Below are 22673 nucleotides of genomic sequence, written 5' to 3'. Positions count from 1 at the left end.
AGGATTTGCTGTGATAAAATCAAAAGTAAAATCAGTACCTAAAAAATTACATGTGAAAACAGGAGATATGGTAGTAGTAGTAAGCGGAAGATCAAAGGATGCTGCTGAAAAGCCAGGAGACAAGGATAAAGTGGGAAAAGTGCTAAGAGTAATGAGAAGCACAGGAAAAGTAGTTGTTGAGGGTGTAAATGTAAGAAAGAAATATATTAAACCTAATCAAATGAACCCACAAGGTGAAGTTGTAGAGAAAGAAATGCCTATTTTTGCATCAAAAGTAATGCTTTGGGATGAAAAAGCAAAAAAAGGTACTAGAGTAAGAAAAGAAATCAAAAATGATAAAAAAGTAAGAATTTCAGTAGTTTCTGGAAAAGAAATATAGGAAGGAGGATAATACACAGTGGCTGAAAAATATATACCAAGATTCTATGCTATGTATAGAGAAGAGATTGTACCTGCATTATTTAAGGAATTAAACCTGAAAAATGTAATGGAAGTACCGAAATTGGATAAAATAATCGTAAATATCGGAGTTGGTGAAGCAGCTGGAAATGCAAAATTACTAGATGCAGCAATGAACGATCTTAAAATAATTACAGGACAGCAACCTGTTGCCAAAAAAGCAAAGAAATCTGAGGCAGGATTTAAATTAAGAGAAGGTCAGAAGATCGGTACAATGGTAACTCTTAGAAAAGAAAAAATGTATGAATTTTTAGATAGATTAGTAACAGTAGCCCTTCCAAGAGTTAGAGATTTCGAGGGAGTTTCTAAAAAAGGATTTGACGGAAGAGGTAACTATACTTTAGGAATAAGAGAACAGATAGTTTTCCCTGAAATAGAAATCGATAAAGTAGATAAAATGTTTGGATTGGGAATAACTATTGTTTCTACAGCAAAAACAGATGAAGAAGGACAAGCATTACTGGCAGCATTCGGTATGCCATTCCAAAAATAAGGAGGTGTTGAAACAAGATGGCTAAAGTAGCAATGATGGAAAAAAACCTTAAAATAGCAAAAACTGTAGAAAAATATGCAGCAAAAAGAGCCGAGCTGAAAGAAAGAATCAGAAAAGGCGACAGAGAAGCAATAAAAGAGCTTGCTAAATTACCTAGAAATGCATCACCGACTAGACTTAGAAACAGATGTATGGTAAATGGAAGACCAAGAGGATACATGAGAGAATTTGGTGTTTCAAGAGTTGTATTCAGAAAATTAGCAGGAGAAGGATTAATTCCTGGGATAAAAAAATCAAGCTGGTAAAAATTGAAAGGAGGCACATTTAATGAACTTAACAGATCCTATTGCAGATATGCTTACAAGAATTAGAAATGCTAATAGTGCTAAGCATGAAAATGTTAAAATTCCTTATTCAAATATGAAACTTGGAATAGCTAACATATTGAAAAATGAAGGATATATAAAAGATTTTGAAATAAAAGAAGATGGTTCTAAAAAAGATGTAGTCGTTTCACTGAAATATGTTGACGGTGAAAATGTAATAAAAGGACTAAAAAGAATATCAAAACCTGGAAGAAGAGTTTATTCAGGTGTGGAAGATTTACCTAAGGTATTAGGTGGATTGGGAATTGCAATTGTCTCAACACCAAAAGGTGTTATTACAGACAAGGAATGCAGAAAGCATAGCGTAGGCGGAGAAGTTCTTTGCTACGTGTGGTAATTTACGCATTTTATATATTAGGAGGAAAAATAAATGTCAAGAGTAGGTAGAAAAGTTATAACTATACCTAGCGGAGTTGAATTGAAGCAGGAAGGTAATAAGATAACCGTAAAAGGACCTAAAGGACAGTTAGAAAGAGAATTCAGCCCGGAGATAACTGTAAAAGTAGAGAATGGTGAAATAAATGTAACAAGACCAAATGATCTGCCAGATATCAGAGCACTACACGGAACAACAAGAGCAGTTTTGAATAATATGATTGTTGGTGTAAACCAAGGATTTGAGAAAAAATTAGAGCTTGTGGGAGTAGGATACAGAGTACAGGCAGCAGGAAAAGGGTTAACATTATCATTAGGATTTTCTCATCCGGTAGAAATAGAACCTGTAGAAGGAATCACTTTTAAAGTAGAAGGAAATACAAAAATATCAGTAGAAGGTATAAATAAAGAATTAGTAGGGCAGATTGCCGCTAATATCAGAGCAAAAAGACCGCCTGAACCATACAAAGGAAAAGGTGTAAAATATGCTGATGAGCAAATAAGAAGAAAAGAAGGTAAGAAAGGATAGGAGGTAGTTCATAGTGGTAAAAAAATTAAATAGAAATAAAGCTAGACAAAAAAAGCACGGTAGAATCAGAAACAAAATAGTTGGAACTGCTGAAAGACCTAGATTATCTGTTTTCAGAAGCTTAACTAATATTTTTGTTCAAGTAATAGATGATTCAACTGGAAAAACTATTGCATCTGCGTCAAGTATTGACAAAGAACTAAAAGCCGATATAGCTAAAGGCGGAAATATGGATGCTGCTAAAAAAATAGGCGAAGCAATAGCAAAAAGAGCAATAGACAAAGGAATCACTGAAGTGGTATTCGACAGATCAGGATATGTTTATACTGGTAGAGTGAAAGCCCTAGCAGATGCTGCAAGAGAAGCAGGATTAAAATTCTAGAAAAAAGGAGGACTTGTTTTGGCTAGAGAACCTAGAGAGACTAAACAAAGTGAATATAAAGAAAGTCTTTTAAGAATAAACAGAGTTTCTAAGACGGTAAAAGGAGGAAGAAGAATATCTTTTTCTGTTTTAGCGGCTGTAGGAAATGAAAAAGGAAAAGTAGGTATAGGACTAGGAAAAGCTAATGGTGTACCTGATGCTATCAAGAAAGCGGTAGCTAATGCGAAAAAAAATCTTGTAACTGTATCTTTAAAAGGTGGAACACTTCCACATGATCAAATAGGTAAATATAATTCAACAAGTGTATTATTAAAACCTGCATCGAAAGGAACAGGAGTTATCGCCGGATCAGCAGCAAGAGAAATTCTGGAGCTTGTTGGTGTACATGATGTACTTACTAAAATAAGAGGATCAAAAAATAAAGATAATGTGGCAAGAGCTACAATCGAAGGATTAAAGCAGTTAAGAAGCGTAGAAGAAGTAGCAAGATTAAGAGGAAAATCAGTAGATGAGATTTTAGGATAAGGCTAGGAGGTAAAATTAATGTCTAAAATTAGAGTAACGCTAGTAAAAGGAATTAATGGAAGAAAACCTAACCATGTCGAAACTGTTAAATCACTTGGCCTGAGAAAAATAGGGCACAGTGCATTACATGAAAAAACAGCGGATATAGAAGGAAAAATAAAATTAGTTTCTTATTTACTTCAAGTAGAGGAGGTTTAGGATGAACATAAATGAGTTAAGACCTTCAGAGGGTTCGAAAAAAGGAAGAAGAAGAGTAGGAAGAGGACACGGATCTGGTTGGGGAAAAACAGCCGGAAAAGGTCACAACGGTCAGAAGCAGAGATCAGGAAGTTATGTATCTCCAGCTTTTGAAGGCGGACAAATGCCTTTGATCAGAAGAATTCCAAAAAGAGGGTTCAGTAATTCACCATTTAAAAAAGATTTAATAGTATTAAATATTAAAGATATAGTAAACAGATTTGAAGATGGAGAAGAAGTTAGTATTGCTACATTAGCAGATAACGGAATCATAAAAAATGCCAGATTCATAAAAAAATACAGCGATGAAAAACTAAGAAACCTTAAAGGTAGAAAATTAGTAAAGGAATATCTTGAAGAAAATATCGATTCTTATGTAAAAGAAAAAGATTTCAAAAGTATTCTGAAAATCATCGGAGAAGCAGAAGTTACTAAAAAATTAAATTTCAAAGTTCACAGAATTTCTGAAAAAACTAAGGAATTAGTGGAAAAAGCTGGGGGAAAAGTAGAAATTTTAGAAATAAAATCTTATTCTACTGTTGCCGGGAACAATAAAAAAGAGGAAAAGTAAGAATATCTTACTTTTTCTTGAGAATGAGGTGATAACTTGACTTTAGTAGAAGAAGTGGTTCATAAAGTAAAATCTATAATTGAAATTCCTGAGCTTAGAAAAAGAGTAGTATTTACACTAATTATGTTTTTGGTTGCCAGAGTAGGAGTTCATATTCAGGTACCGGGAATAGATGTAAGCAGACTTTCCAGCGCAATGCAGGGAAACTCGCTTGCAGGATTTATTAATACTTTTTCGGGCGGGGGATTTCAAAATGCCTCTATGTTCGCCTTAGGGATAATACCTTATATTAACTCGTCAATAATTTTCCAGCTACTCGGGGTAGTTGTGCCAAAATTAGAGGAGATGCAAAAAGAGGGCGGTAAGGAAAAAGAAAAAGTTACACAGTGGACAAGATATCTTACAATAGGTGTAGCAATTGCACAGTCTTTTGGTTTGACTATTCTTTTGCAGCAGCAGCAGCTTGTATACGAACCGGGACCGATGTTTACATTGGTAACTGTAACATTGATGACCGGCGGTACTGCATTCCTGATGTGGGTAGCAGAGAGAATATCATTAAAAGGTATCGGAAACGGAACTTCTATGCTTATATTCCTGAGTATAGTATCAAGATTGCCTGCTGAAATGTATCAGATAGGGAAAAATCTGTCAACAAGCGGGGGAATGGGTCTTGTTTTAATGCTGATAACAATAGTATTGTTTGTGATCTTAATAGCAGTAATAGTACTCATACAGCTTGCTGAAAGAAGAATACCTATTCAGTACGTGGGAAAAGGCAGAACAGGAAGAAGCAGCGTAGGACAGAAAACTTTTCTGCCGTTAAAAATAAATATGTCAGGGGTAATGCCTATAATCTTTGCTTCAGTATTGATGGCAGTGCCGTCTGTATTAATTAGTCTGGTAAAAGATCCAAGTCTGAATGCCAAACTAAAAAATCTGTTTTCTCAGACAGGAGTCGGATATCTTGTGCTTTATGCAGTCCTTGTGGTATTATTTGCATTTTTCTATACATCAATAGTTTTTGATCCAGAAAAAGTAGCAGATAACTTAAAGCAGGGAGGAGCAACAGTGCCTGGAAAAAGACCCGGAAGTGAAACTGTAGATTATCTTGAAGGGGTAGCTACGAGAATTACTTTTGGAAGTGCTGTATTCTTAGCAGTTTTAGGTGTACTGCCAAATATTTTCTTTGGTTATTTCCTGAAAATGCCGGTACTGATGAGTGGAACAAGCTTACTGATCCTGGTAGGGGTAGCAGTAGATTTACTACAACAAATAGATTCACATTTAGCAGTAAAAAGTTACAAAGGGTTTATATCAAAATAAGATATAAGCCCCAGCTTTTTATTTTATTTTTTAAATAAATTTATAAATATTCTATATTTTGTAAGTGACTTTTAAGAAATAAAATAGATTTCTTCAAAATACTGAATTTTCAGCAGGGTTGCTAAAATATAATTTTTGAAGAGTATGATAAAGGGACAAAAAACAGGAAGGATAGGTAGAGTATGAATATTATTTTATTTGGAGCGCCGGGGGCAGGAAAAGGAACACAGGCAAAGTTACTTGTTGAAAAATACGGAATACCGCAGATATCAACTGGAGATATGTTTAGAGCGGCTATAGCCAATGGTACGGAGCTAGGAAAAAAAGCGAAGACATATATGGATGACGGACAGCTTGTTCCTGATGATGTAACAATTGGAATAGTAGAAGAAAGACTTGCAAAGGAAGATTGCGGAAAAGGATTTATACTTGACGGGTTTCCGAGAACTCTGCATCAGGCTGAAGAATTGCAGAAAATATTGGATAAGCTGGGAAAAACAATAGATAAGGTAGTAGTTCTTGATGTAGATGACAATGAGATACTTGAAAGAATTACCGGGAGAAGAATGTCAAGAAAGACCGGAAAAATATATCATGTAAAATATAATCCTCCTGTGGATGAAAATGAAGAAGATATCTACCAAAGGGAAGATGACAACGAAACAGCAGTGAAAACAAGGCTGAAAGCATACAAAGAGCAAACGTCCCCTTTATTTGACTACTATAAAAACCTTGGGAAAACAGTAATAATCAACGGAAAACAGGAAGTAGCCAAAATTACAGAGGACATTCTAAGAGTATTAGACTCATTATAAGGAGAACATAATGACAATTATAAAGACTTTAGATGAAATAAAGAAAATAAAAAAGGCTAATGAAATAATAGCCAGATTTTATGAAGATATAATTCCGAAGTATATAAAACCGGGGATATCTACATTAGAACTGGATAAAATAGCAGAAGACTATATAAGAAGTCAGGGTGCAATTCCCGGAACAAAAGGCTATGGCAGCGGTCATACAAACAGACCTTACCCTGCAAGTTTGTGTACTTCCATTAATAATAAGGTGGTTCATGGTATACCAAGAGCTGACGAGCTGCTGAAAGAGGGAGATATTATAAGTCTGGATACTGTAACAGTGCTTGACGGCTACGTAGGAGACGCAGCAGTGACTTTTCCCGTAGGAGAAATAGATGAAGAATCTAAAAAGCTTCTTGAGGTCACTGAACATGCAAGAACAATCGGGATAGAGCAGGCTGTGGCAGGTAACAGAATAGGGGATATATCAGCAGCGATACAGGAATACGTGGAAAAAAACGGTTTTTCAGTGGTAAGAGATTTTGCCGGACATGGTGTGGGAAAAGAGATGCACGAAGATCCTATGGTGCCTAATTATGGAATAAAAGGTCTGGGGCCAAAAATAGAAGAAGGAATGGTAATTGCTATAGAGCCTATGGTAAATGTAGGGACTTATCGTGTAAGAATACTTAATGACCAATGGACAGCAGTAACAAAAGATTATAAGAGATCTGCGCATTTCGAACACAGTATTGCTATTGTGGACGGAAAACCGCTGATTTTAAGTTTGAAATCATAAGAAAAAATAATAGACAAATTTCAATAAATTTGATATAATAACAAGGATCTGAGGTGATTTTTTATGGCAAAACAAGACGTAATAGAATTAGAGGGCGAAATTCTCGAAGCATTGCCAAATGCGATGTTTAAGATAAAGCTGGAGAACGGACACGAGATTCTAGGACATATCTCAGGAAAAATGAGAATGCACTACATAAAAATTCTTCCCGGCGATAAGGTAACAGTGGAGATTTCTCCGTATGACCTTTCCAGAGGTAGAATAATTTACAGAAAGAAATAATATGTGGAAGGAGAGTTTCTATGAAAGTAAAAGCATCAGTGAAACCAATATGCGACAAATGTAAATTGATAAAACGTCACGGAAAAGTAAGAGTGATCTGTGAAAATCCGAAACATAAACAGGTTCAAGGATAATATGAGTTTAACTGTCTTTATATATATATGAAAATTGTAAAGGTATGTTGGGCTGTAGAGCTTATTCTTATGTTTTATCACATAAGGCATATTGATGAAGGTTAATAAAATTAAGAAAAAATTATTAAGGAGGAAAAGATTTGGCTAGAATCGCAGGAGTAGATATTCCTAGAAATAAAAGAGTAGAGATTTCACTGACATACATTTTTGGAATAGGAAGAAGTACTGCTAACAAAATTTTAGAAAAAGCGAATGTTGATAAAAATATCAAGGTTAAGGACTTGTCAGAAGAGCAGGTTGGACAAATCAGAACAATCGTTGATGAGTTCAAAATCGAAGGTGAACTTAGAAAAGAAATAAGACTTAACATTAAAAGACTTATGGATATAAAAAGCTACAGAGGCTTAAGACACAGAAACGGACTTCCGGTAAGAGGACAAAAGACAAAGACAAATGCAAGAACAAGAAAAGGACCGGTAAAAGCTGCCGTAGCTAAGAAAAAATAATATAAGGAGGAATTTTTAAGTGGCTAAGAAGACATCAGTAACTTCTAAAAAGAAAAAATTAAAAAATATTCCTAACGGAATAGCATATATACATTCTACATTTAATAATACTGTAGTAACTATAACTGACACTGAAGGAAAAGTAGTTATATGGAAATCAGGCGGAACGTCTGGATTCAAAGGAACTAAAAAAGGAACACCGTTTGCTGCACAGATAGCAGCTGAGCAAGCAGCTGTAACTGCTATGGAAAACGGAATGAAACAAGTTGAGGTAAAAATAAAAGGACCTGGATCAGGAAGAGAAGCTTCTATAAGATCTATTCAAGCTGCTGGTTTAGAAGTAACTAAAATAGTTGATATAACACCAGTACCTCATAATGGCGCAAGACCGCCAAAAAAGAGAAGACCATAAAATAAGAAAATAAGGAGGAAATAGATAGATGGCAAGAGATAGACAGCCTGTTCTTAAGAAATGTAGAACTCTTGGTCTTGATCCAAGTATTTTAGGCGTAAATAAAAAATCAAAAAGAGGCTTAAGACCAAATGCAAATAAAAAATTAACAGATTACGGAATTCAATTAAGAGAAAAACAAAAAGCTAGATTTGTTTATGGAATAATGGAAAAACAATTTTATAAATTATACGAAGAAGCAACAAGAAAAGAAGGAGTAACGGGTGAGTTATTACTTCAGTATCTTGAAAGAAGATTCGACAATGTAGTATATAGATTAGGACTAACAACTACAAGAAGACAAGCAAGACAGTTAGTAAGTCACGGACACCTTGAAATAAACGGAAAAAGAGTTAACATTGCTTCTTACAGAGTAAAACAGGGAGATGTAATTACTGTAAGAGAAAAATCAAGAGATTTAGCTATAATAAAAGAATCTCTTAACCAAAAAAGCGTACCAGGATGGTTAACACTGGATGAGAATGCTTTATCAGCAAAGGTATTGGAAAACCCTACAAGAGAAGCTGTGGATTTTGACATTAACGAAGCAATGATAATAGAATTCTATTCAAGATAATAATTTTCAATTCGAGGAGTTGATTAAATTTGTTAAAAATTGAAAAAATAGCAAAAAGTATAAAATTGAAAGAAGATAAAACTGATGATTTTCATGCTATTTATACATTAGAACCTTTATATAGAGGCTATGGAGCTACTATTGGAAATGCATTAAGAAGAGTTCTATTATCTTCAATTCCTGGGAGTGCAATAAAAGGAGTAAAAATAGACGGTGTTCTTAATGAGTTTTCTACTATAGAAGGTGTAAAAGAAGCTGTTACAGATATTATCCTGAATATAAAAGAAATAGTAGTAGAATCAGATGAACCCGGAGAGAAAAAAATGTCTTTATCTGTAAAAGGACCAAGAGAAATTACAGCTAGAGATATAATACTTGAACCTGGTTTAAAGATAATCAACCCTGATCAGGTGATAGCTACTATTACGACTAAAAGAGAAATAAATATGGAATTTTTGGTTGATTCAGGAGAAGGATTTGTTGTATCTGAAGAAATCGAAACTGAAAACTGGCCTATAGGATATATCGCAGTAGATGCAATATATACTCCTATAAAGAAGATCAGCTACTCAGTGGAAGATACAATGGTTGGAAGAGCAACAGATTATGATAAATTAACTCTTGATATTACAACAGACGGAAGTATAGAAATAAGAGATGCTTTATCATATGCAGTAGAGCTGATAAGCTTTCATCTGAATCCGTTTACTAACATAGGAAACAGCATGGAAAAATTCAGATCAGAAGATGAAGTAGAATCAAGTATTGAAGTAATAAGTGAAAATAATATGGATGACATGAAGATAGAAGAGCTTGATTTCACTGTCAGATCATATAACTGTCTGAAAAAGGCAGGGGTAAATACAATAGGTGATTTAGGAAAAATGACTTATGCAGAGCTTCTAAAGATCAAGAATCTTGGAAGAAAGTCATTAAATGAAATAATAGATAAAATGAAAGAATTAGGCTTTGACCTAAACGATAACTCTATCTAAGGAGGGAAGAAAGTAAAATGAATCATAATAAATCATATAGAAAACTAGGAAGAAGACCAGCACAAAGAAAAGCTATGATGAAAAGCATGACTATATCGCTGATCCAGAATGAAAGAATAGAAACTACTGTAACAAGAGCAAAAGAACTAAGAAAGTTTGCTGAAAAAATGATTACTTTAGGAAAAAAAGGAAGTATTCATAACAGAAGAACAGCTTTCGCTTTCTTAAGACATGAAGAAACAGTAGCCAAAATATTTAAGGAATTAGCTCCTAAATATGCTGAAAGAAATGGTGGTTACACTAGAATCATCAAGACTGACGTAAGAAGAGGAGATTCTTCTGAAATGGCAATAATTGAATTAGTATAATTTATATAATAAGAATTCCATTTTTAGTGAAAACTAAGGGTGGTTTTTTTATTTGGTTTGTATTTTCTATTTATTATATGGGAAAATAGCGGATAATAAAAAAACTATCATGTGGCTTTTGGAAAGTCAGATAGTCTCAATTATATGCTTTTATTAAATAATTCAGTAACTTTTACATAATAACAATATTACAGTTAAAAATAAGTAGCAGCCAATATAAGAGAATTAATGCTGCTGTAAAGAATTTAGATCACACACACTTTTTTTAATTAATAGCGGTATATTCTTTATAAATTTTTATACAGCTGATTATCATCAGAACCAGTGAAGCAATCAGCCCTAAAATATAAACAATATTTAGAGGCAGAAGAACAAGATTGCTGAAGGCATACCCCGCCTCATAAGCTATAATAAAACCAAGTACTGTTGAGATTCCGGATAAAACAGCAGAAATAAAGTGGATGATACATGAGATTAATAAAAATTTTAATCCGGAAGGCATAAGTGTACCTTTAGGAAATCTTGTTTTTAAAATCATTATTATTATGAAAATCGCAATATCAAAGAAAATTGCAAGTAAACATAATATAGGAAGTATTAAAAATACTGTTTCTATAATACTAAGAATGAATAATGTAAGATATAATGATTTTACATTATTATTTTCCATAAAATCTCCTTTGCAATTTAATGGTTTATGCTCTAATATCCTTGTATTCCTTATAGACCATAATGCAGCCGATAACAATAAGAACAAAAGCCGTACCCATAAGAAAATTAATTAATTTTTGCATAGAAAATATCATTTGATATTCCCTGCTTGAAAGAAAAAACATAACACCAATTAAAGTAATGATAATAGTACTAAAATGAACCGCACTTCCTGCCAGCATAAATTTGATTCCTGCTGGTGTAGGAACAGGAGGATCATTTTTAGAAAGTTTGGAACGAATTATCAAAGCAGTAATGAAGACTGCTATAGCGATAAGATTACCTGCAAAACGGGTTAATACAGCTTCAATAATACCCAAAATAAGCAGGGTAAGATATGCAGACTTCACATTTTCTTTATTTTCCACAAAATACCCCTTTCGATATAAAAATAAAAGATTTATTTAATAGCACTGTATTCCTGATAAATAAAGATGCAGGCAACAATCAGAGTAATAAAAACTCCAAATACAATAAGCAGGTACAATAAAGAAGTAAAAAATACAAAAATTCCAGCGATAGCCAAAAATCCCATAATAAAGTTAAAAATCCAAAGTAAAAGAGAGGCGATATGAATCCCGCTGGCAATCAGTATTAACTTAACCCCATTTGTAACCGGCTCCCCCGCATTTATAAGTTTTGAACGCAGGCTGAGAGCTATTATAAGAACTGCAATCCCGACAAGAGGACCACCGAAAAATGCCAGTACAGTTTCAATAATACCAAGAATAAATACTATAAAATACGTTGATTTTATGCTTTCTTTGTTTTCCATAAAAAATCTCCTTTCAATATTTAGAATATTATATTCAAAACTAAAAATACTTTGTTTTGAATATAAAATTATAAAAATTAAGTCTAATTGATTGCATCATATTCTTTATAAATCATAACAGCTCCTATGATTAATATAACAAATGATGCAATATAAAGAAGAACAGTTAATATTGCAGAAAAGATACCAAAAAATGGAGCCATAAAAAATAGACCTGAAACCATAGAAGCCAATGAGAGAACGAATATGCTAATGTGCATTCCGCTGCCTATGAGCATTAATTTAATTCCAGGAGAAGTCGGTTTACCTGCTTCAGTGAGTTTGGACTGTAAAATAAGAGCTATTATAAATGTAGCAATTCCGACAAAGGCTAACAGTAATTCAACAAGTCCCAGAATAAATATTGTAAGATACATTGATTTTATACTGCTGTCATAGTTATTCATAAAATTGTCCCTCCAAATTATAAGTTATATTATTATAACATATTTAGAAGCAATAATTGAAGAATATTAGTAAGAAACAGCAGAGTAATAAGAGAAATATGAAATTAATAATCATTTATTTGTCACTTAATCATGAAAATGTGGTATAATCAAGTTATAAAATATAGAAATATAAGGATAAAAAATGACAAATAGAATGAGTTGGAAAAACTTGCTTTCACAGGAAAGCAAAAGCAGAAGAGGGCGGAATAAAAGCATAAATAATAATGATCTGAGAACAGAATTTGAAAAGGACTATCATCGTATATTGATAAGTGCTTCTTTCAGAAGATTACAGGATAAAACTCAGGTTTTCCCTCTGGATAAAAACGATTTTGTAAGAACGAGGCTCACACACTCAATAGAAGTGTCGTCTTTTGCGAAGTCAATTGCACAGTCTATATCAAACAGACTGATTAATGATAAAATAGATGAGGAATTCACGCAGGAAGATGCCGGATTTATATCTGACATCCTTGCAAGTGCCGGTCTTCTTCATGATATAGGAAATCCTCCTTTCGGACATTTCGGGGAAGATACTATAAGAAGCTGGTTTAATGAAAAGCTTGATGAAATCACAATAGAAAATCCCGTTACAAACAATATGCAAAAGCTGTCAGAAATACTAACACCGCAGATGTGTGAGGATTTCAAGAATTTTGAAGGAAATGCCCAGGCGATAAGACTGGTATCAAAGCTTCACTTTCTTATTGATGAAAATGGTATGAATCTTACATATGCATTACTGAATACCCTGATTAAGTATCCGGGAAGCTCACTTGAAATAAATAAAAAGAGCGGTGATATAAAAGATAAAAAAATGGGATATTATTTTGCAGAAAAGGATTTGTTTGACTCAATAATAGAAGAAACTGGTACTTTAAATAAGAAAACCGGGAAAATAAGCAGACATCCGCTTACATTTTTGCTGGAAGCAGCAGATGATATAGCATATTCTACAGCTGATATAGAAGACGGATTCAAAAAGGATTATATTACATATGAAGATCTTGCAAAAATAGTAGAACCGCTTAAAAATGAAGAGAATCCTTCATTATGCTGTTATCAGAAACTGGTTTATTATAAAGAGAGAGCTATAGAGAAGAATTATGAAAAGCCGGAGATGTATGCTGTACAGAGATGGATTATTTTTGCACAGGGTTATATGATAAACTCGGCAGTCAGCTCATTTATAAATAATTATGAGAGTATCATGCACGGAGAATATAAATACGACCTTTTTGAAGAAACTAATTCAAAGGAGCTGGTAAAAAGACTGAAAGGGCTTGCGGCAAAAAAGATATACAGATCATTTGCAATAATAAAGATGGAAATAACAGCACATAATATTATCAGCTTTTTTCTTGAACACTTTATGAATTCAGTGCTGTATTATGATACTCCGTTTAATGAAAAATATTTAAAGGGAGTAGACAAAAGGTTTTTGAATATTATTTCTGATAATTATATGCATATTTACAGATACTATACTGAAAAATACATAAAGAATAACGAAGGCGAATCAGAAGAAAAATTATTTGCCTATAAACTATATCTGAGACTTCTTCTGGTGACTGATTATATATGCGGAATGACAGATACCTATGCGAAGACTTTGTATCAGGAGCTGACAGGAATAATTTAAGTATTGTGAATGTAAATTTTTACAATTTACACTTGAAATTTAAGCTGATAAATTCCGGGAAGTTTCTTGTCTGGCAGATTGTTTTACATCAAAGAGTTTATTATTAATTTTAATAAATAATATATTGATAATTTAGGAGGAATTCAAATGGTAAAAATTACAAAAGGAAAGTTTGAAGGATTAAAAAGATTGTCAAATAAAAATGGAATAATAGAAGCTCTGGCTATTGACCAGCGTGGTTCTATAGAAAAAATGCTTTCCAAAGCTAAGGGAAGTTCTGTAAAATTAGAAGATATAGAAGAATTCAAGGAAGCAGTATCAAAAGAGCTTACACCATATACTTCGGCAATATTGCTGGATCTGGAGTACGGAACTACAGCAATAACAGCCAAAAATCCTGATACAGGACTATTGATAGCCTATGAAAAAACAGGATATGACGCTACAGAAGCTGGGCGGCTTCCTGATTTGATAGATGATTTATCAGCCCTCAGAATTAAGGAATATGGAGCAAATGCCGTAAAGCTTTTGATCTATTACGATCCTGACGAACCGGCAGAAATAAATGAAATAAAGCATGCTTTCATAGAAAGAGTGGGAGCAGAATGTAAAGGGATAGACATACCCTTCTTTCTGGAGCCTGTTACATATGACAGTAAAATAGAAGATGCAAAAAGCATAGAATATGCAAGAATAAAACCTCATAAAGTAAAGAATACAATCAAGGAGCTTACAAAACCGCAGTATGGTATAGATGTACTGAAACTGGAAGTACCGATAAATTTACACTTTACAGAGGGATATACAGACGGAGAAACTGCTTATACTAAAAAAGAAGCCATAAAACATTTTCAGGAAGCAGCAGATCTTGCTACACTGCCTTTTATTTACCTGAGTGCCGGTGTAACAGCAGAGCAGTTTCGTGAGACGATAAAGCTCGCTGCCGAAGCGAAAACTCCTTTTAGCGGTGTACTCTGCGGAAGAGCAACATGGCAGAATGGTGTGAAAGTATATGCAGAAAAAGGTTTACAAGGATTGACGGAATGGCTGAGAACAGAAGGTAAACAAAATGTTCTTGAGCTTAATGATGTTCTGGAGAAAAGTGCGGTACCTTGGTGGAGTACTTATGGAGGACTGGAAAAAATAGAGGTAAAATAATAAATAAGGACTGTCATTTTTTGGCAGTCCTATTTTTGTATAAGAAATTATTTTTGAATTTTTCTTAATATGAAAAGGCATTGCATTATCAAAATTCATAGCAGTTAAGATATTTTTACTGCGTATTGTGAAGCTTGTGCACATTTTCAAAACCCCCTGAAATATAATAAAATATTATCTTAAGAGCAACATACCGCAGTTATTATTACAACTGCTTGTACAGCCATAAAAGAAGCTTTTATAATAATTATATTTTTTTATGGAATGTATCATCAGAATAAGTTGTCAGACTTAATGCCGGAAATAATAATTTTAAAAATTTCAGATATATAGTAAAGAATCAATGAGTTTACATTAATAAAAACATTGTCTACAAAAAGGGATATCATGTGTTAGTGTAAAAAAATTCTTTACAATAAGCATTGCTTGATAGAATATAGAAAGAATTTTTTTTACCCCTTAATTTCTTTTCACTAATTCATGAAAAACTTTAAATCTTGGTAAATACATAAAATAAAGGTATAAATTAAATGGAGTATATGGAGGTGTCTAAAATGAGTTTAAAACAAAGACATATAGAAATACTAAATCTTGTTTTCCAAAATGACAAAATTATGGATATAAAATATATCTCTGAATATTTTCAGGTTTCTGAAAGAAGTATAAGATATGACATAAAAGAGATAAATGAGGAATTCATAAACAATAAAAATACTAATATCATAGAAATGGAAGAGGGAAAACTGGTTTCTAACATAAATAAAGAGGAGCTGACTTCTCTTATAAAAAATATACTTCCGCAGAAATATATTTTTACAAGTGAGGAGAGAATAGAGATACTTCTTTTGGAAATACTGCTTTTCAGGGAAAAATTCACACTTCAGGCTCTGTCTGACGAACTGCTGATAAGTAAGGCAACACTCAGAAAAGATATAAAGGACATGAATGAAAAAATAAAAGAATTCAATGTAAAAATAGACATTAACAATAATCAGGGATATATGCTTACAGGGGAAGAAAGCAGCATAAGACAGCTGATGATAAATATACTTCATAAATACGGCGGTTTTATCGAGGAGATAGAAAAAGAAGACATAAATAATCTGCAAATAGTAAAGCTTTTAATCTTTGAAAAAAAGAAAAAATATTTTCAAAATGAGCGTATAAACCTTTATAAAAGTATTCTTTTGAAAATACAGCAGAAAACAAAAAAAATAATAACAGACGAGGCTTATGACGCCCTTTTGCTAAATATGATTATTACAAGCATACGAAACAGAAACAGCCATTTTATAACAGACGATATAAGCAATTCAAATTTCATAAAAGGTACTGAGGAATATAAGATAATAAAAGAAATTTTTCAGAATGAGGACATAGATTACAGAGAAAAAGACCTGATAATATTTACGGATTTTTATATGGGGTCTTATTCATACAATACAAAGTTTTCTTTTTATCTAAACTGGATGAAAATAGAAACACTTGTGGGAAGAATACTTGAAGATGCAGCAAAAGTATTTGACATTAATTTCAAAAATGACCAGATACTGATAAAAGAGCTGATTAATCATATGAAGCCCGCGATTTACAGAATAAAAAACAAAATGAGTCTGAAAGTTTCCATACTTGAGGATGTAAAATCCGAATATGCTGATCTTTATGAAAAAACAAGAGTGAGTCTGGGAGTAATAAATGAATTCCTGGATGAAAATATAGATGAGGATGAAATTGCCTTTATTACAATAATGTTTAAAAGGGCAATAAACAGAAATCAGGAAAAGCTTATGGGCGAAGAAAAGAGAAATATTCTTCTGGTCTGTGGTTTGGGGTACAGCAGTTCACAGTTTCTTGCTGAGAATATAAATGAAAGATTTGAAGTAAATATTGTAGATATAATTCCGTTTAATCAGCTGGAAAATTTTGAATATATAAAGTCGGTGGATCTGGTAATATCCACTATAGATATAGAGATGGAAGGGATGGAGGTAGTAAAGGTAAATCCTATACTCCAAAAAGAAGATATTGAGAAGCTGGAGGAATATGCATTAACCAGAAAATCATCAAAAATTCCTATATCAAAAATTTTGAAAGTAATAAAAGAAAATAAGCATATAGAAAATGAAGCGTTTATTATAGAAAATATCAAAAAACAGCTGAAAGAATATGTGAAAAATGATGTTGAAACAGAAAAAACCTCTAATTTTCTGGAGCTGTTGGATGAAAGAAATACAGCATTGAATATAGATCTGAAAAACTGGGAGGAAGTGATTGAGTATTCGGGAAAGCTTCTTTTGGATTCGGGGTATATTGTTTCTGAATATATAGAGGAGATGAAGGAACAGATAAGAAATTTCGGGGATTATGTGGTAATGGGCAGCAATACTATTCTTCCGCATGGGAAACTAAATGAAAGTGTAAAAAAGACAGGTTTCAGCTTTGTTTCATTAAAAAATCCCATTTCATTTTTCGGTTCGAAGATAAAAATAGCCATATGCCTGGCATCTGTGGCTAAACATGAACATATAAATGCAATACTTGAATTAAATAATTATTTCAGAGATCCTGAATTTGAAAAAGAACTTTTGAAAATTAATACAAGAAAGGAATTAGAAAATTTTTTGATAAATAGGAGGAATAGATGAGTACAGGACTATTAAAAAAAGAGAATATAATTTTAGATATGGATACAGAAAAAAAAGATGAAGTAATAGTCAGCTTAGCCGGGAAACTTCAAAAGGAGGGAATAGTAACTAATTTTGACGGTTTCTTAAAGGATATATATGCCCGTGAAGAAATGGACAATACTGCAGTGGGCTTTGGCGTGGCTATACCTCATGGAAAATCTGAATGGATAAAAGATGCAAGACTGGCTTTCGCAAGACTAACAAAGGAAATAAACTGGGGAGATGAAGATGAGTATGTAAAATATGTTTTTCTAATAGCGGTTCCGGCCGGAGAAGCATCAAAGCACATAGAAGTGCTTGCCGGTCTTTCACAGAAAATTCTTGATGAAAAGTTCAGGGAAAAACTAGATACAGCAAGTCTTGAGGAAGTTTTGGAAATGATAAACGGTTAATAAATATAATAATTTATAAAAAACAAATTTAGCAGGAGGAAAGAAATATGAGTAAAAAAATAGTAGCAGTTTGTGCTTGTCCTATGGGTCTGGCACACACATTTATGGCAGCGGATTCTTTAAAAAAGGCAGCAGATGAATTGGGTTATGAAATAAAAATAGAAACTCAGGGAGCTGACGGAATTCAGAATGAACTTACAAAAAAGGATATAAGAGAAGCAGATGCAATAATACACGCTATTGCAGTAACGCCGCAGGAAGTGGAAAGATTCGACGGATATGATGTACATGAAGTATCTTTGAAAGAGGCAATTAGAAATGCCAAAGAAATATTAGAAGAATGCTGATTCTTTACTAAAAAAGTTTTTTTGATTAAATTGGCGGATATAGAAATTTTTGACATGATCAGTAAATAAAAACTGAAATTATAATAGTGGAGGGAACTATGGAAAAAAAGAAGAAAAATAATAAAGTGATTAAAGAGCTTTATAAACACGTAATGACGGGAATTTCATATATGATACCCGTATTGATAATGGGGGGACTAATTGGAGCATTTTCTCAGATAATACCTTATGTAATTTATAAAGTAGATCCTGCGGTATCTATTGCAGATGCAGTGGCTTCAGGTCAGTTTACAGGATTTTCACTTATGTTAATGAGACTTGCAGATATAATGTCTAATTTCGGATTTACATTGTTCAGCTTCGCAATACCAATGTTTGCAGCGTTTACTGCTAACTCAATAGGCGGAAAAACAGCGCTGGCCGGTGGATTTATCGGCGGATATATAGCTAACAAGCCTGTATCAGTGCTAAAATTAATTGACGGAAACTGGGAAGGCGTAACACCTGTACCGTCAGGATTTTTAGGAGCTATATTAATAGCTTTTGCAGTAGGATATTGTGTAAAGTTTTTGAATAAGAAAATACAGATGCCTCATAAATGGCTTGCATTTAAGAGTACATTCCTGATACCTTTATTATCTTCTTTTTTCTGTATGGTTCTGATGGTCTTTGTTTTGACTCCTGTAGGGGGATGGCTGAATCTTCAGATAAGAGCAATACTTGAAGCAGCAGGAAATGCCGGGCAGCTTGTTTATTCACTTGTACTTGCAGGAACAACAGCTTTTGACCTTGGAGGACCTGTAAATAAAGCAGCAGGATTCGTAGCTCTGGGATTCACTACAGAAAAAATACTTCCTATTACAGCAAGAACAATAGCAATAGTAACACCGTCAATTGGTCTTGGATTATCAACATTAATTGACAGAAGACTGGTAGGAAGAAAAGTATATGAGGACGAATTTTATGAATTAGGAAAAACATCTATGTTCCTTGCATTTATGGGGATTTCTGAAGGAGCTATACCATTTGCCCTTGAAAGACCAAGCTTTACTATTCCATTATACGTAGTAGGTTCTATAATAGGAGCTATGTCAGGTGTTATACTGGGTGCGGAACAATGGTTCCCTGAATCGGCAATATGGGCATGGCCTCTTGTAAAGAATCTGGGAGTGTATATACTTGGAATACTAATAGGTGCAGTAATAATAGCAGTAGTAAATGTATACTACAGAAATAATCTTATCAAAAAAGGAAAATTAGTAATAGACGAAGATTAATATTAAGCTTACCCCTCTTTGAATTATGAGAGGGGTAATTAACAACCGGAAAAAGGGGCAGAATGTAAAACTGAATTTTATGGTACAGGTCTGCCTCTTTATTTTTCAAAGAAATACATAATCAAATAAAGGAGAAAATATGTCTAAAAAATATAAATTTCCAATTATTCCGCATACACATTGGGATCGAGAATGGTATTTTACCACTTCAAAATCAATTATATACTCTCTTGTAGATTTTTCTGAAGTAATGGAGGTTCTGGAAGAAAATGAAAATTTTCCGCATTTTCTGCTTGATGCACAGACATCAATAGTAGATGATTATCTGGAATTTCATCCTGAAGACGAGGAGAGAATAAAGAAGCTTATAAAGGAAGACAGGCTTGCGGTGGGACCATGGTATACACAGACAGACCAGCTGGTAATAGGCGGGGAGTCAATACTGAGAAATCTTTATTATGGAATTACAAGGGCTGAAGAACTGGGGAAAAGTATGATGGTAGGATATATGCCTGATTCATTCGGACAGACAGCACAGATGCCCCAGATCTTAAATGGTTTTGATATTTATAAAAATACCTTTAAAAGAGGGATAAAAGCAGAGCAGTATCCTAAGAATGAATACTATTGGGAATCTGAGGACGGAAGCAGAGTATTTAACTGTTATCTGGATAGATACGGGAACTTTACATACTTTACAAGCGAGGAAGAGTCACTGAGAGCATTAATTGAAAGACTGAAAAAAGAAACTGACGAAAGATCAAGAATAAGTACTCTTACTTTATATAACGGGGAGGATCAGAGACCTATAAGAAAGAATCTTCCTGAGATTATGGAGAAAATGAAGCTGCTTTTTCCGGATTGTGAATTTAGTATTTCTACAGTAGAAAAAGTAATGGAGCAGATGGAAAATGAAGATATAGAATATGATACAGTAAAAGGAGAAATGACATCAGGAGAATACAGCAGAATTCACAAGTCTATTTTTTCAAACAGGGCTGATTTGAAAATAATGAACAATAAGACTGAAAACCTTATTACAAATGTATCAGAGCCACTAAGCTCGATTGCTTACAAGCTGGGCTTGAAATATGAAACAAAAGTATTTGAAAAGGTATGGAAGCTGATGTGTGAAAATGCTGCACACGACAGCAGCGGAATGTGTAATTCCGATAACACAAACTCGGATATATGGTATAGATTTAAGCGTTCACAGGAAATAATGGAAAGCCTTAACGAAATAAATATGAGACTGATAGGAATGAAGATTCCTGAAAAGGATATTTTTCAGTTTCAGGTGTATAATTTTTCACCATACACAAGAAACGGGATTGTGGAACTGGAAATATTTACACCGTCTGATAAGTTTACCATTACAGATGCTTCAGGAAAGAGACTTGATGTAACCCTCCTTCACTCGGAAGAAATTCCTGAAAGAGTGAGAAATAAAATGCTTTCTGAGGTAGGATTTGACGGGAATGAAAAACCAAGATGGGTTCAGGAAGATGTGAGAATTTTCTCTTCAAAAATATTACTTTATATGACTGATATAGAAGCGATGGGATATAAAACACTGTATGTAAAGAATGAAGAAGAAAGCTTTACACCTGAAAAACTTTCTGATACTGCTGGAAACAGTGGGATAGAAAATGATATTTTGAAGGTGGAAATTTCACAGAATGGTGAAGTAAGTATATTTAACAAGGTAAATCAAAAAGAGATAAAAGGTTCTTTGGTATTTGAAGACAGCGGTGATGACGGAGATACATATGATTATTCCGAGCCGAGAAAAGACTGGATTTTACATTCGGATAAACACGAAATAAAAAATATCAGAGTACAAAAAAGTGATATAATCAGTATTCTAAGCTATACTGCAATTTTGGAAGTACCGGCGGATCTTAAAGAAAGAGAACAGCACATAGTATCAAAAAAGATGGATGTAAATGTAAAAATAACTCTGGAAAAAGGTTCTGATCTTTTGAAAGCTGATGTAGAGCTTGAAAATACTGCTATTGAACACAGAGTAAGAGTTTTGTTTAAGACAGGGATAGATTCGGAATTTTCTATTGCAGATCAGCAGTTCGGGACTATAAAGAGACCTACATATCTGAAAGAAGTAGAGAACTGGCAAGAAAACGGCTGGAATGAAAAACCAAGAACAATAGAACCTATGCAGTCATTTGTAACATTAAAAAATACTGATTATGGTGTAGCTGTTTTTACAGATTGTGTAAGAGAATATCAGATAACAGGTGAAGGATACAATACTATAGCTCTTACACTATTCAGATCAGTGCCTGAAATGGGGAAAGCCGATCTGAAAGACAGACCGGGAAGAGCATCAGGAATGCCTTGGCCTACACCTGACGCACAGCTTTTGAAAAAACTTAAATTTAATTTTGCTGTAAAAATTTACACAACAGATGAAAGCATAAATAAGATAGCAGTAAAAGCGAAAGAATATCTAACACCGTTTACAAGCTATCAGTCTGCGCACTTTAAAAATGTGGATATGTTCTTTCTGCTGAATCAGCCGGGAGCTAAGGATTTACCCGAAGAATATTCATTATTCAGCTTTGGGCAGAATAACACGGTATTAAGCACTGTAAAGAAATGTGAAAAGGAAGAAGGATTGATAATCAGATTATTTAATCCTGATTTTGAAAGCGGGACTTCGGAAAATATCTGTTATAATGAAAAGATAAAAAATGCGGAAGAAGTTAAGTTTAACGAAAAAACGCTTGTAAAAGAACTAGGGAATAATTCTGATATAAAGCTTGATAATATAGCAAAATGTCATGCTCTAAGTATAAAAATCAAGAATTAAAAAAATAAACATAACATGTATATTTAGTATAAAATATACCTCAAAAGTTAGATAAAGCTAACAAATAGAGGTGTATTTTTTTAGAGAGAAAATTTAATTTTTATCATGAATAATTTTTCTTAGAATTATATTATAACATTCTAATCAATAAAAAAGAATAGAATAAGCATT

Annotated in this window: 30 protein-coding genes; 26 read left to right on the top strand and 4 right to left on the bottom strand. The window is 33.3% G+C overall.

All coding sequences use genetic code 11. The features are described 5' to 3' along the window. Positions 1-10: 10 nt before the first annotated feature. The 19 genes from rplX (at position 11) to rplQ (ending at position 10195) form a co-directional block, all read left to right on the top strand. Entirely contained in the window at positions 11-379 is a 369-nt protein-coding gene (gene rplX / locus STERM_RS19765; protein ID WP_012863391.1) for a 50S ribosomal protein L24, read from the top strand. 18 nt (positions 380-397) lie between these two features. Next, positions 398-952 carry a 50S ribosomal protein L5 gene (gene rplE, locus STERM_RS19760; RefSeq protein ID WP_012863390.1) on the top strand — a complete coding sequence of 185 codons (555 nt, stop codon included), beginning with the start codon at positions 398-400 and terminating at the stop codon, positions 950-952. A gap of 17 nt (positions 953-969) precedes the next feature. Next, positions 970-1257 (top strand): 30S ribosomal protein S14, encoded by a 288-nt coding sequence (rpsN, locus tag STERM_RS19755; protein WP_012863389.1) that lies wholly within the window; start codon positions 970-972, stop codon positions 1255-1257. Positions 1258-1279: 22 nt separating this feature from the next. Further along, the gene (rpsH, locus tag STERM_RS19750; RefSeq protein ID WP_012863388.1) at positions 1280-1675 is read left to right on the top strand and encodes a 30S ribosomal protein S8; all 396 of its coding nucleotides are present in this window, start codon (positions 1280-1282) and stop codon (positions 1673-1675) included. 33 nt (positions 1676-1708) lie between these two features. Next, a complete protein-coding gene (rplF, locus tag STERM_RS19745; protein WP_012863387.1) occupies positions 1709-2242 on the top strand; it encodes a 50S ribosomal protein L6 in 534 nt (177 codons plus the stop codon). A gap of 13 nt (positions 2243-2255) precedes the next feature. Further along, on the top strand, positions 2256-2624 hold the full coding sequence (rplR, locus tag STERM_RS19740) for a 50S ribosomal protein L18 (RefSeq protein ID WP_012863386.1): 369 nt from the start codon (positions 2256-2258) through the stop codon (positions 2622-2624). A gap of 18 nt (positions 2625-2642) precedes the next feature. Next, a complete protein-coding gene (rpsE, locus tag STERM_RS19735; protein ID WP_012863385.1) occupies positions 2643-3149 on the top strand; it encodes a 30S ribosomal protein S5 in 507 nt (168 codons plus the stop codon). Positions 3150-3167: 18 nt separating this feature from the next. Beyond that, the gene (gene rpmD, locus STERM_RS19730) at positions 3168-3347 is read left to right on the top strand and encodes a 50S ribosomal protein L30 (protein WP_012863384.1); all 180 of its coding nucleotides are present in this window, start codon (positions 3168-3170) and stop codon (positions 3345-3347) included. Between the two features lies 1 nt (position 3348). Beyond that, positions 3349-3957: a 50S ribosomal protein L15 gene (rplO, locus tag STERM_RS19725; RefSeq protein ID WP_012863383.1), complete on the top strand. Its 609-nt coding sequence runs from the start codon at positions 3349-3351 to the stop codon at positions 3955-3957. Positions 3958-3993: 36 nt separating this feature from the next. Beyond that, positions 3994-5283, top strand: a complete 1290-nt coding sequence (gene secY / locus STERM_RS19720; RefSeq protein WP_012863382.1) for a preprotein translocase subunit SecY — start codon at positions 3994-3996, stop codon at positions 5281-5283. 182 nt (positions 5284-5465) lie between these two features. Beyond that, positions 5466-6098 (top strand): adenylate kinase, encoded by a 633-nt coding sequence (locus STERM_RS19715; RefSeq protein WP_012863381.1) that lies wholly within the window; start codon positions 5466-5468, stop codon positions 6096-6098. A 10-nt stretch (positions 6099-6108) separates the two neighbouring features. Continuing rightward, the gene (gene map, locus STERM_RS19710; protein ID WP_012863380.1) at positions 6109-6882 is read left to right on the top strand and encodes a type I methionyl aminopeptidase; all 774 of its coding nucleotides are present in this window, start codon (positions 6109-6111) and stop codon (positions 6880-6882) included. 63 nt (positions 6883-6945) lie between these two features. Next, the gene (infA, locus tag STERM_RS19705) at positions 6946-7164 is read left to right on the top strand and encodes a translation initiation factor IF-1 (protein WP_012863379.1); all 219 of its coding nucleotides are present in this window, start codon (positions 6946-6948) and stop codon (positions 7162-7164) included. Between the two features lie 20 nt (positions 7165-7184). Further along, positions 7185-7298: a 50S ribosomal protein L36 gene (gene rpmJ / locus STERM_RS19700; protein WP_012863378.1), complete on the top strand. Its 114-nt coding sequence runs from the start codon at positions 7185-7187 to the stop codon at positions 7296-7298. 140 nt (positions 7299-7438) lie between these two features. After that, positions 7439-7804 carry a 30S ribosomal protein S13 gene (gene rpsM / locus STERM_RS19695; RefSeq protein ID WP_012863377.1) on the top strand — a complete coding sequence of 122 codons (366 nt, stop codon included), beginning with the start codon at positions 7439-7441 and terminating at the stop codon, positions 7802-7804. Between the two features lie 19 nt (positions 7805-7823). Continuing rightward, entirely contained in the window at positions 7824-8216 is a 393-nt protein-coding gene (rpsK, locus tag STERM_RS19690; protein WP_012863376.1) for a 30S ribosomal protein S11, read from the top strand. Positions 8217-8244: 28 nt separating this feature from the next. Then, positions 8245-8832, top strand: a complete 588-nt coding sequence (rpsD, locus tag STERM_RS19685; RefSeq protein WP_012863375.1) for a 30S ribosomal protein S4 — start codon at positions 8245-8247, stop codon at positions 8830-8832. Positions 8833-8861: 29 nt separating this feature from the next. Then, complete coding sequence (locus tag STERM_RS19680; protein ID WP_012863374.1) at positions 8862-9827, top strand: DNA-directed RNA polymerase subunit alpha; 966 nt, start codon at positions 8862-8864, stop codon at positions 9825-9827. Positions 9828-9844: 17 nt separating this feature from the next. Further along, positions 9845-10195, top strand: coding sequence for a 50S ribosomal protein L17 (gene rplQ, locus STERM_RS19675; protein WP_012863373.1), 351 nt, complete (start codon positions 9845-9847; stop codon positions 10193-10195). 265 nt (positions 10196-10460) lie between these two features. On the opposite strand, the gene STERM_RS19670 is transcribed toward rplQ, so the two are convergent. From STERM_RS19670 to STERM_RS19655, 4 genes are all read right to left on the bottom strand, one after another. After that, positions 10461-10865: a hypothetical protein gene (locus tag STERM_RS19670; protein ID WP_012863372.1), complete on the bottom strand. Its 405-nt coding sequence runs from the start codon at positions 10863-10865 to the stop codon at positions 10461-10463. 25 nt (positions 10866-10890) lie between these two features. After that, complete coding sequence (locus STERM_RS19665; protein WP_012863371.1) at positions 10891-11274, bottom strand: hypothetical protein; 384 nt, start codon at positions 11272-11274, stop codon at positions 10891-10893. Between the two features lie 32 nt (positions 11275-11306). Then, positions 11307-11681 (bottom strand): hypothetical protein, encoded by a 375-nt coding sequence (locus STERM_RS19660; RefSeq protein WP_012863370.1) that lies wholly within the window; start codon positions 11679-11681, stop codon positions 11307-11309. Positions 11682-11764: 83 nt separating this feature from the next. Continuing rightward, positions 11765-12127 (bottom strand): hypothetical protein, encoded by a 363-nt coding sequence (locus STERM_RS19655; protein WP_012863369.1) that lies wholly within the window; start codon positions 12125-12127, stop codon positions 11765-11767. A 184-nt stretch (positions 12128-12311) separates the two neighbouring features. On the opposite strand from STERM_RS19655, the gene STERM_RS19650 reads away from it, so the two are divergent. From STERM_RS19650 to STERM_RS19620, 7 genes are all read left to right on the top strand, one after another. Beyond that, positions 12312-13811, top strand: coding sequence for a deoxyguanosinetriphosphate triphosphohydrolase (locus STERM_RS19650; RefSeq protein ID WP_012863368.1), 1500 nt, complete (start codon positions 12312-12314; stop codon positions 13809-13811). A 147-nt stretch (positions 13812-13958) separates the two neighbouring features. Continuing rightward, positions 13959-14969, top strand: a complete 1011-nt coding sequence (locus STERM_RS19645; RefSeq protein ID WP_012863367.1) for a tagatose-bisphosphate aldolase — start codon at positions 13959-13961, stop codon at positions 14967-14969. 554 nt (positions 14970-15523) lie between these two features. After that, a complete protein-coding gene (locus STERM_RS19640) occupies positions 15524-17614 on the top strand; it encodes a BglG family transcription antiterminator (RefSeq protein WP_012863366.1) in 2091 nt (696 codons plus the stop codon). Next, complete coding sequence (locus tag STERM_RS19635) at positions 17611-18048, top strand: PTS sugar transporter subunit IIA (protein ID WP_012863365.1); 438 nt, start codon at positions 17611-17613, stop codon at positions 18046-18048. The genes STERM_RS19640 and STERM_RS19635 overlap by 4 nt, the downstream gene beginning before the upstream one ends. A 47-nt stretch (positions 18049-18095) precedes the next feature. Next, on the top strand, positions 18096-18395 hold the full coding sequence (locus tag STERM_RS19630) for a PTS fructose transporter subunit IIB (RefSeq protein WP_012863364.1): 300 nt from the start codon (positions 18096-18098) through the stop codon (positions 18393-18395). A gap of 98 nt (positions 18396-18493) precedes the next feature. Beyond that, positions 18494-19672 carry a PTS fructose transporter subunit IIC gene (locus STERM_RS19625; protein WP_012863363.1) on the top strand — a complete coding sequence of 393 codons (1179 nt, stop codon included), beginning with the start codon at positions 18494-18496 and terminating at the stop codon, positions 19670-19672. A gap of 139 nt (positions 19673-19811) precedes the next feature. Next, on the top strand, positions 19812-22502 hold the full coding sequence (locus STERM_RS19620) for a glycoside hydrolase family 38 N-terminal domain-containing protein (protein WP_012863362.1): 2691 nt from the start codon (positions 19812-19814) through the stop codon (positions 22500-22502). Positions 22503-22673 lie beyond the last annotated feature (171 nt).

Source organism: Sebaldella termitidis ATCC 33386 (assembly GCF_000024405.1).
In the GTDB taxonomy this organism is placed as follows: Bacteria; Fusobacteriota; Fusobacteriia; order Fusobacteriales; family Leptotrichiaceae; genus Sebaldella; species Sebaldella termitidis.
Note: the sequence above shows the minus strand (reverse complement) of the source record. Positions and strands in the feature narration are given on the sequence as shown.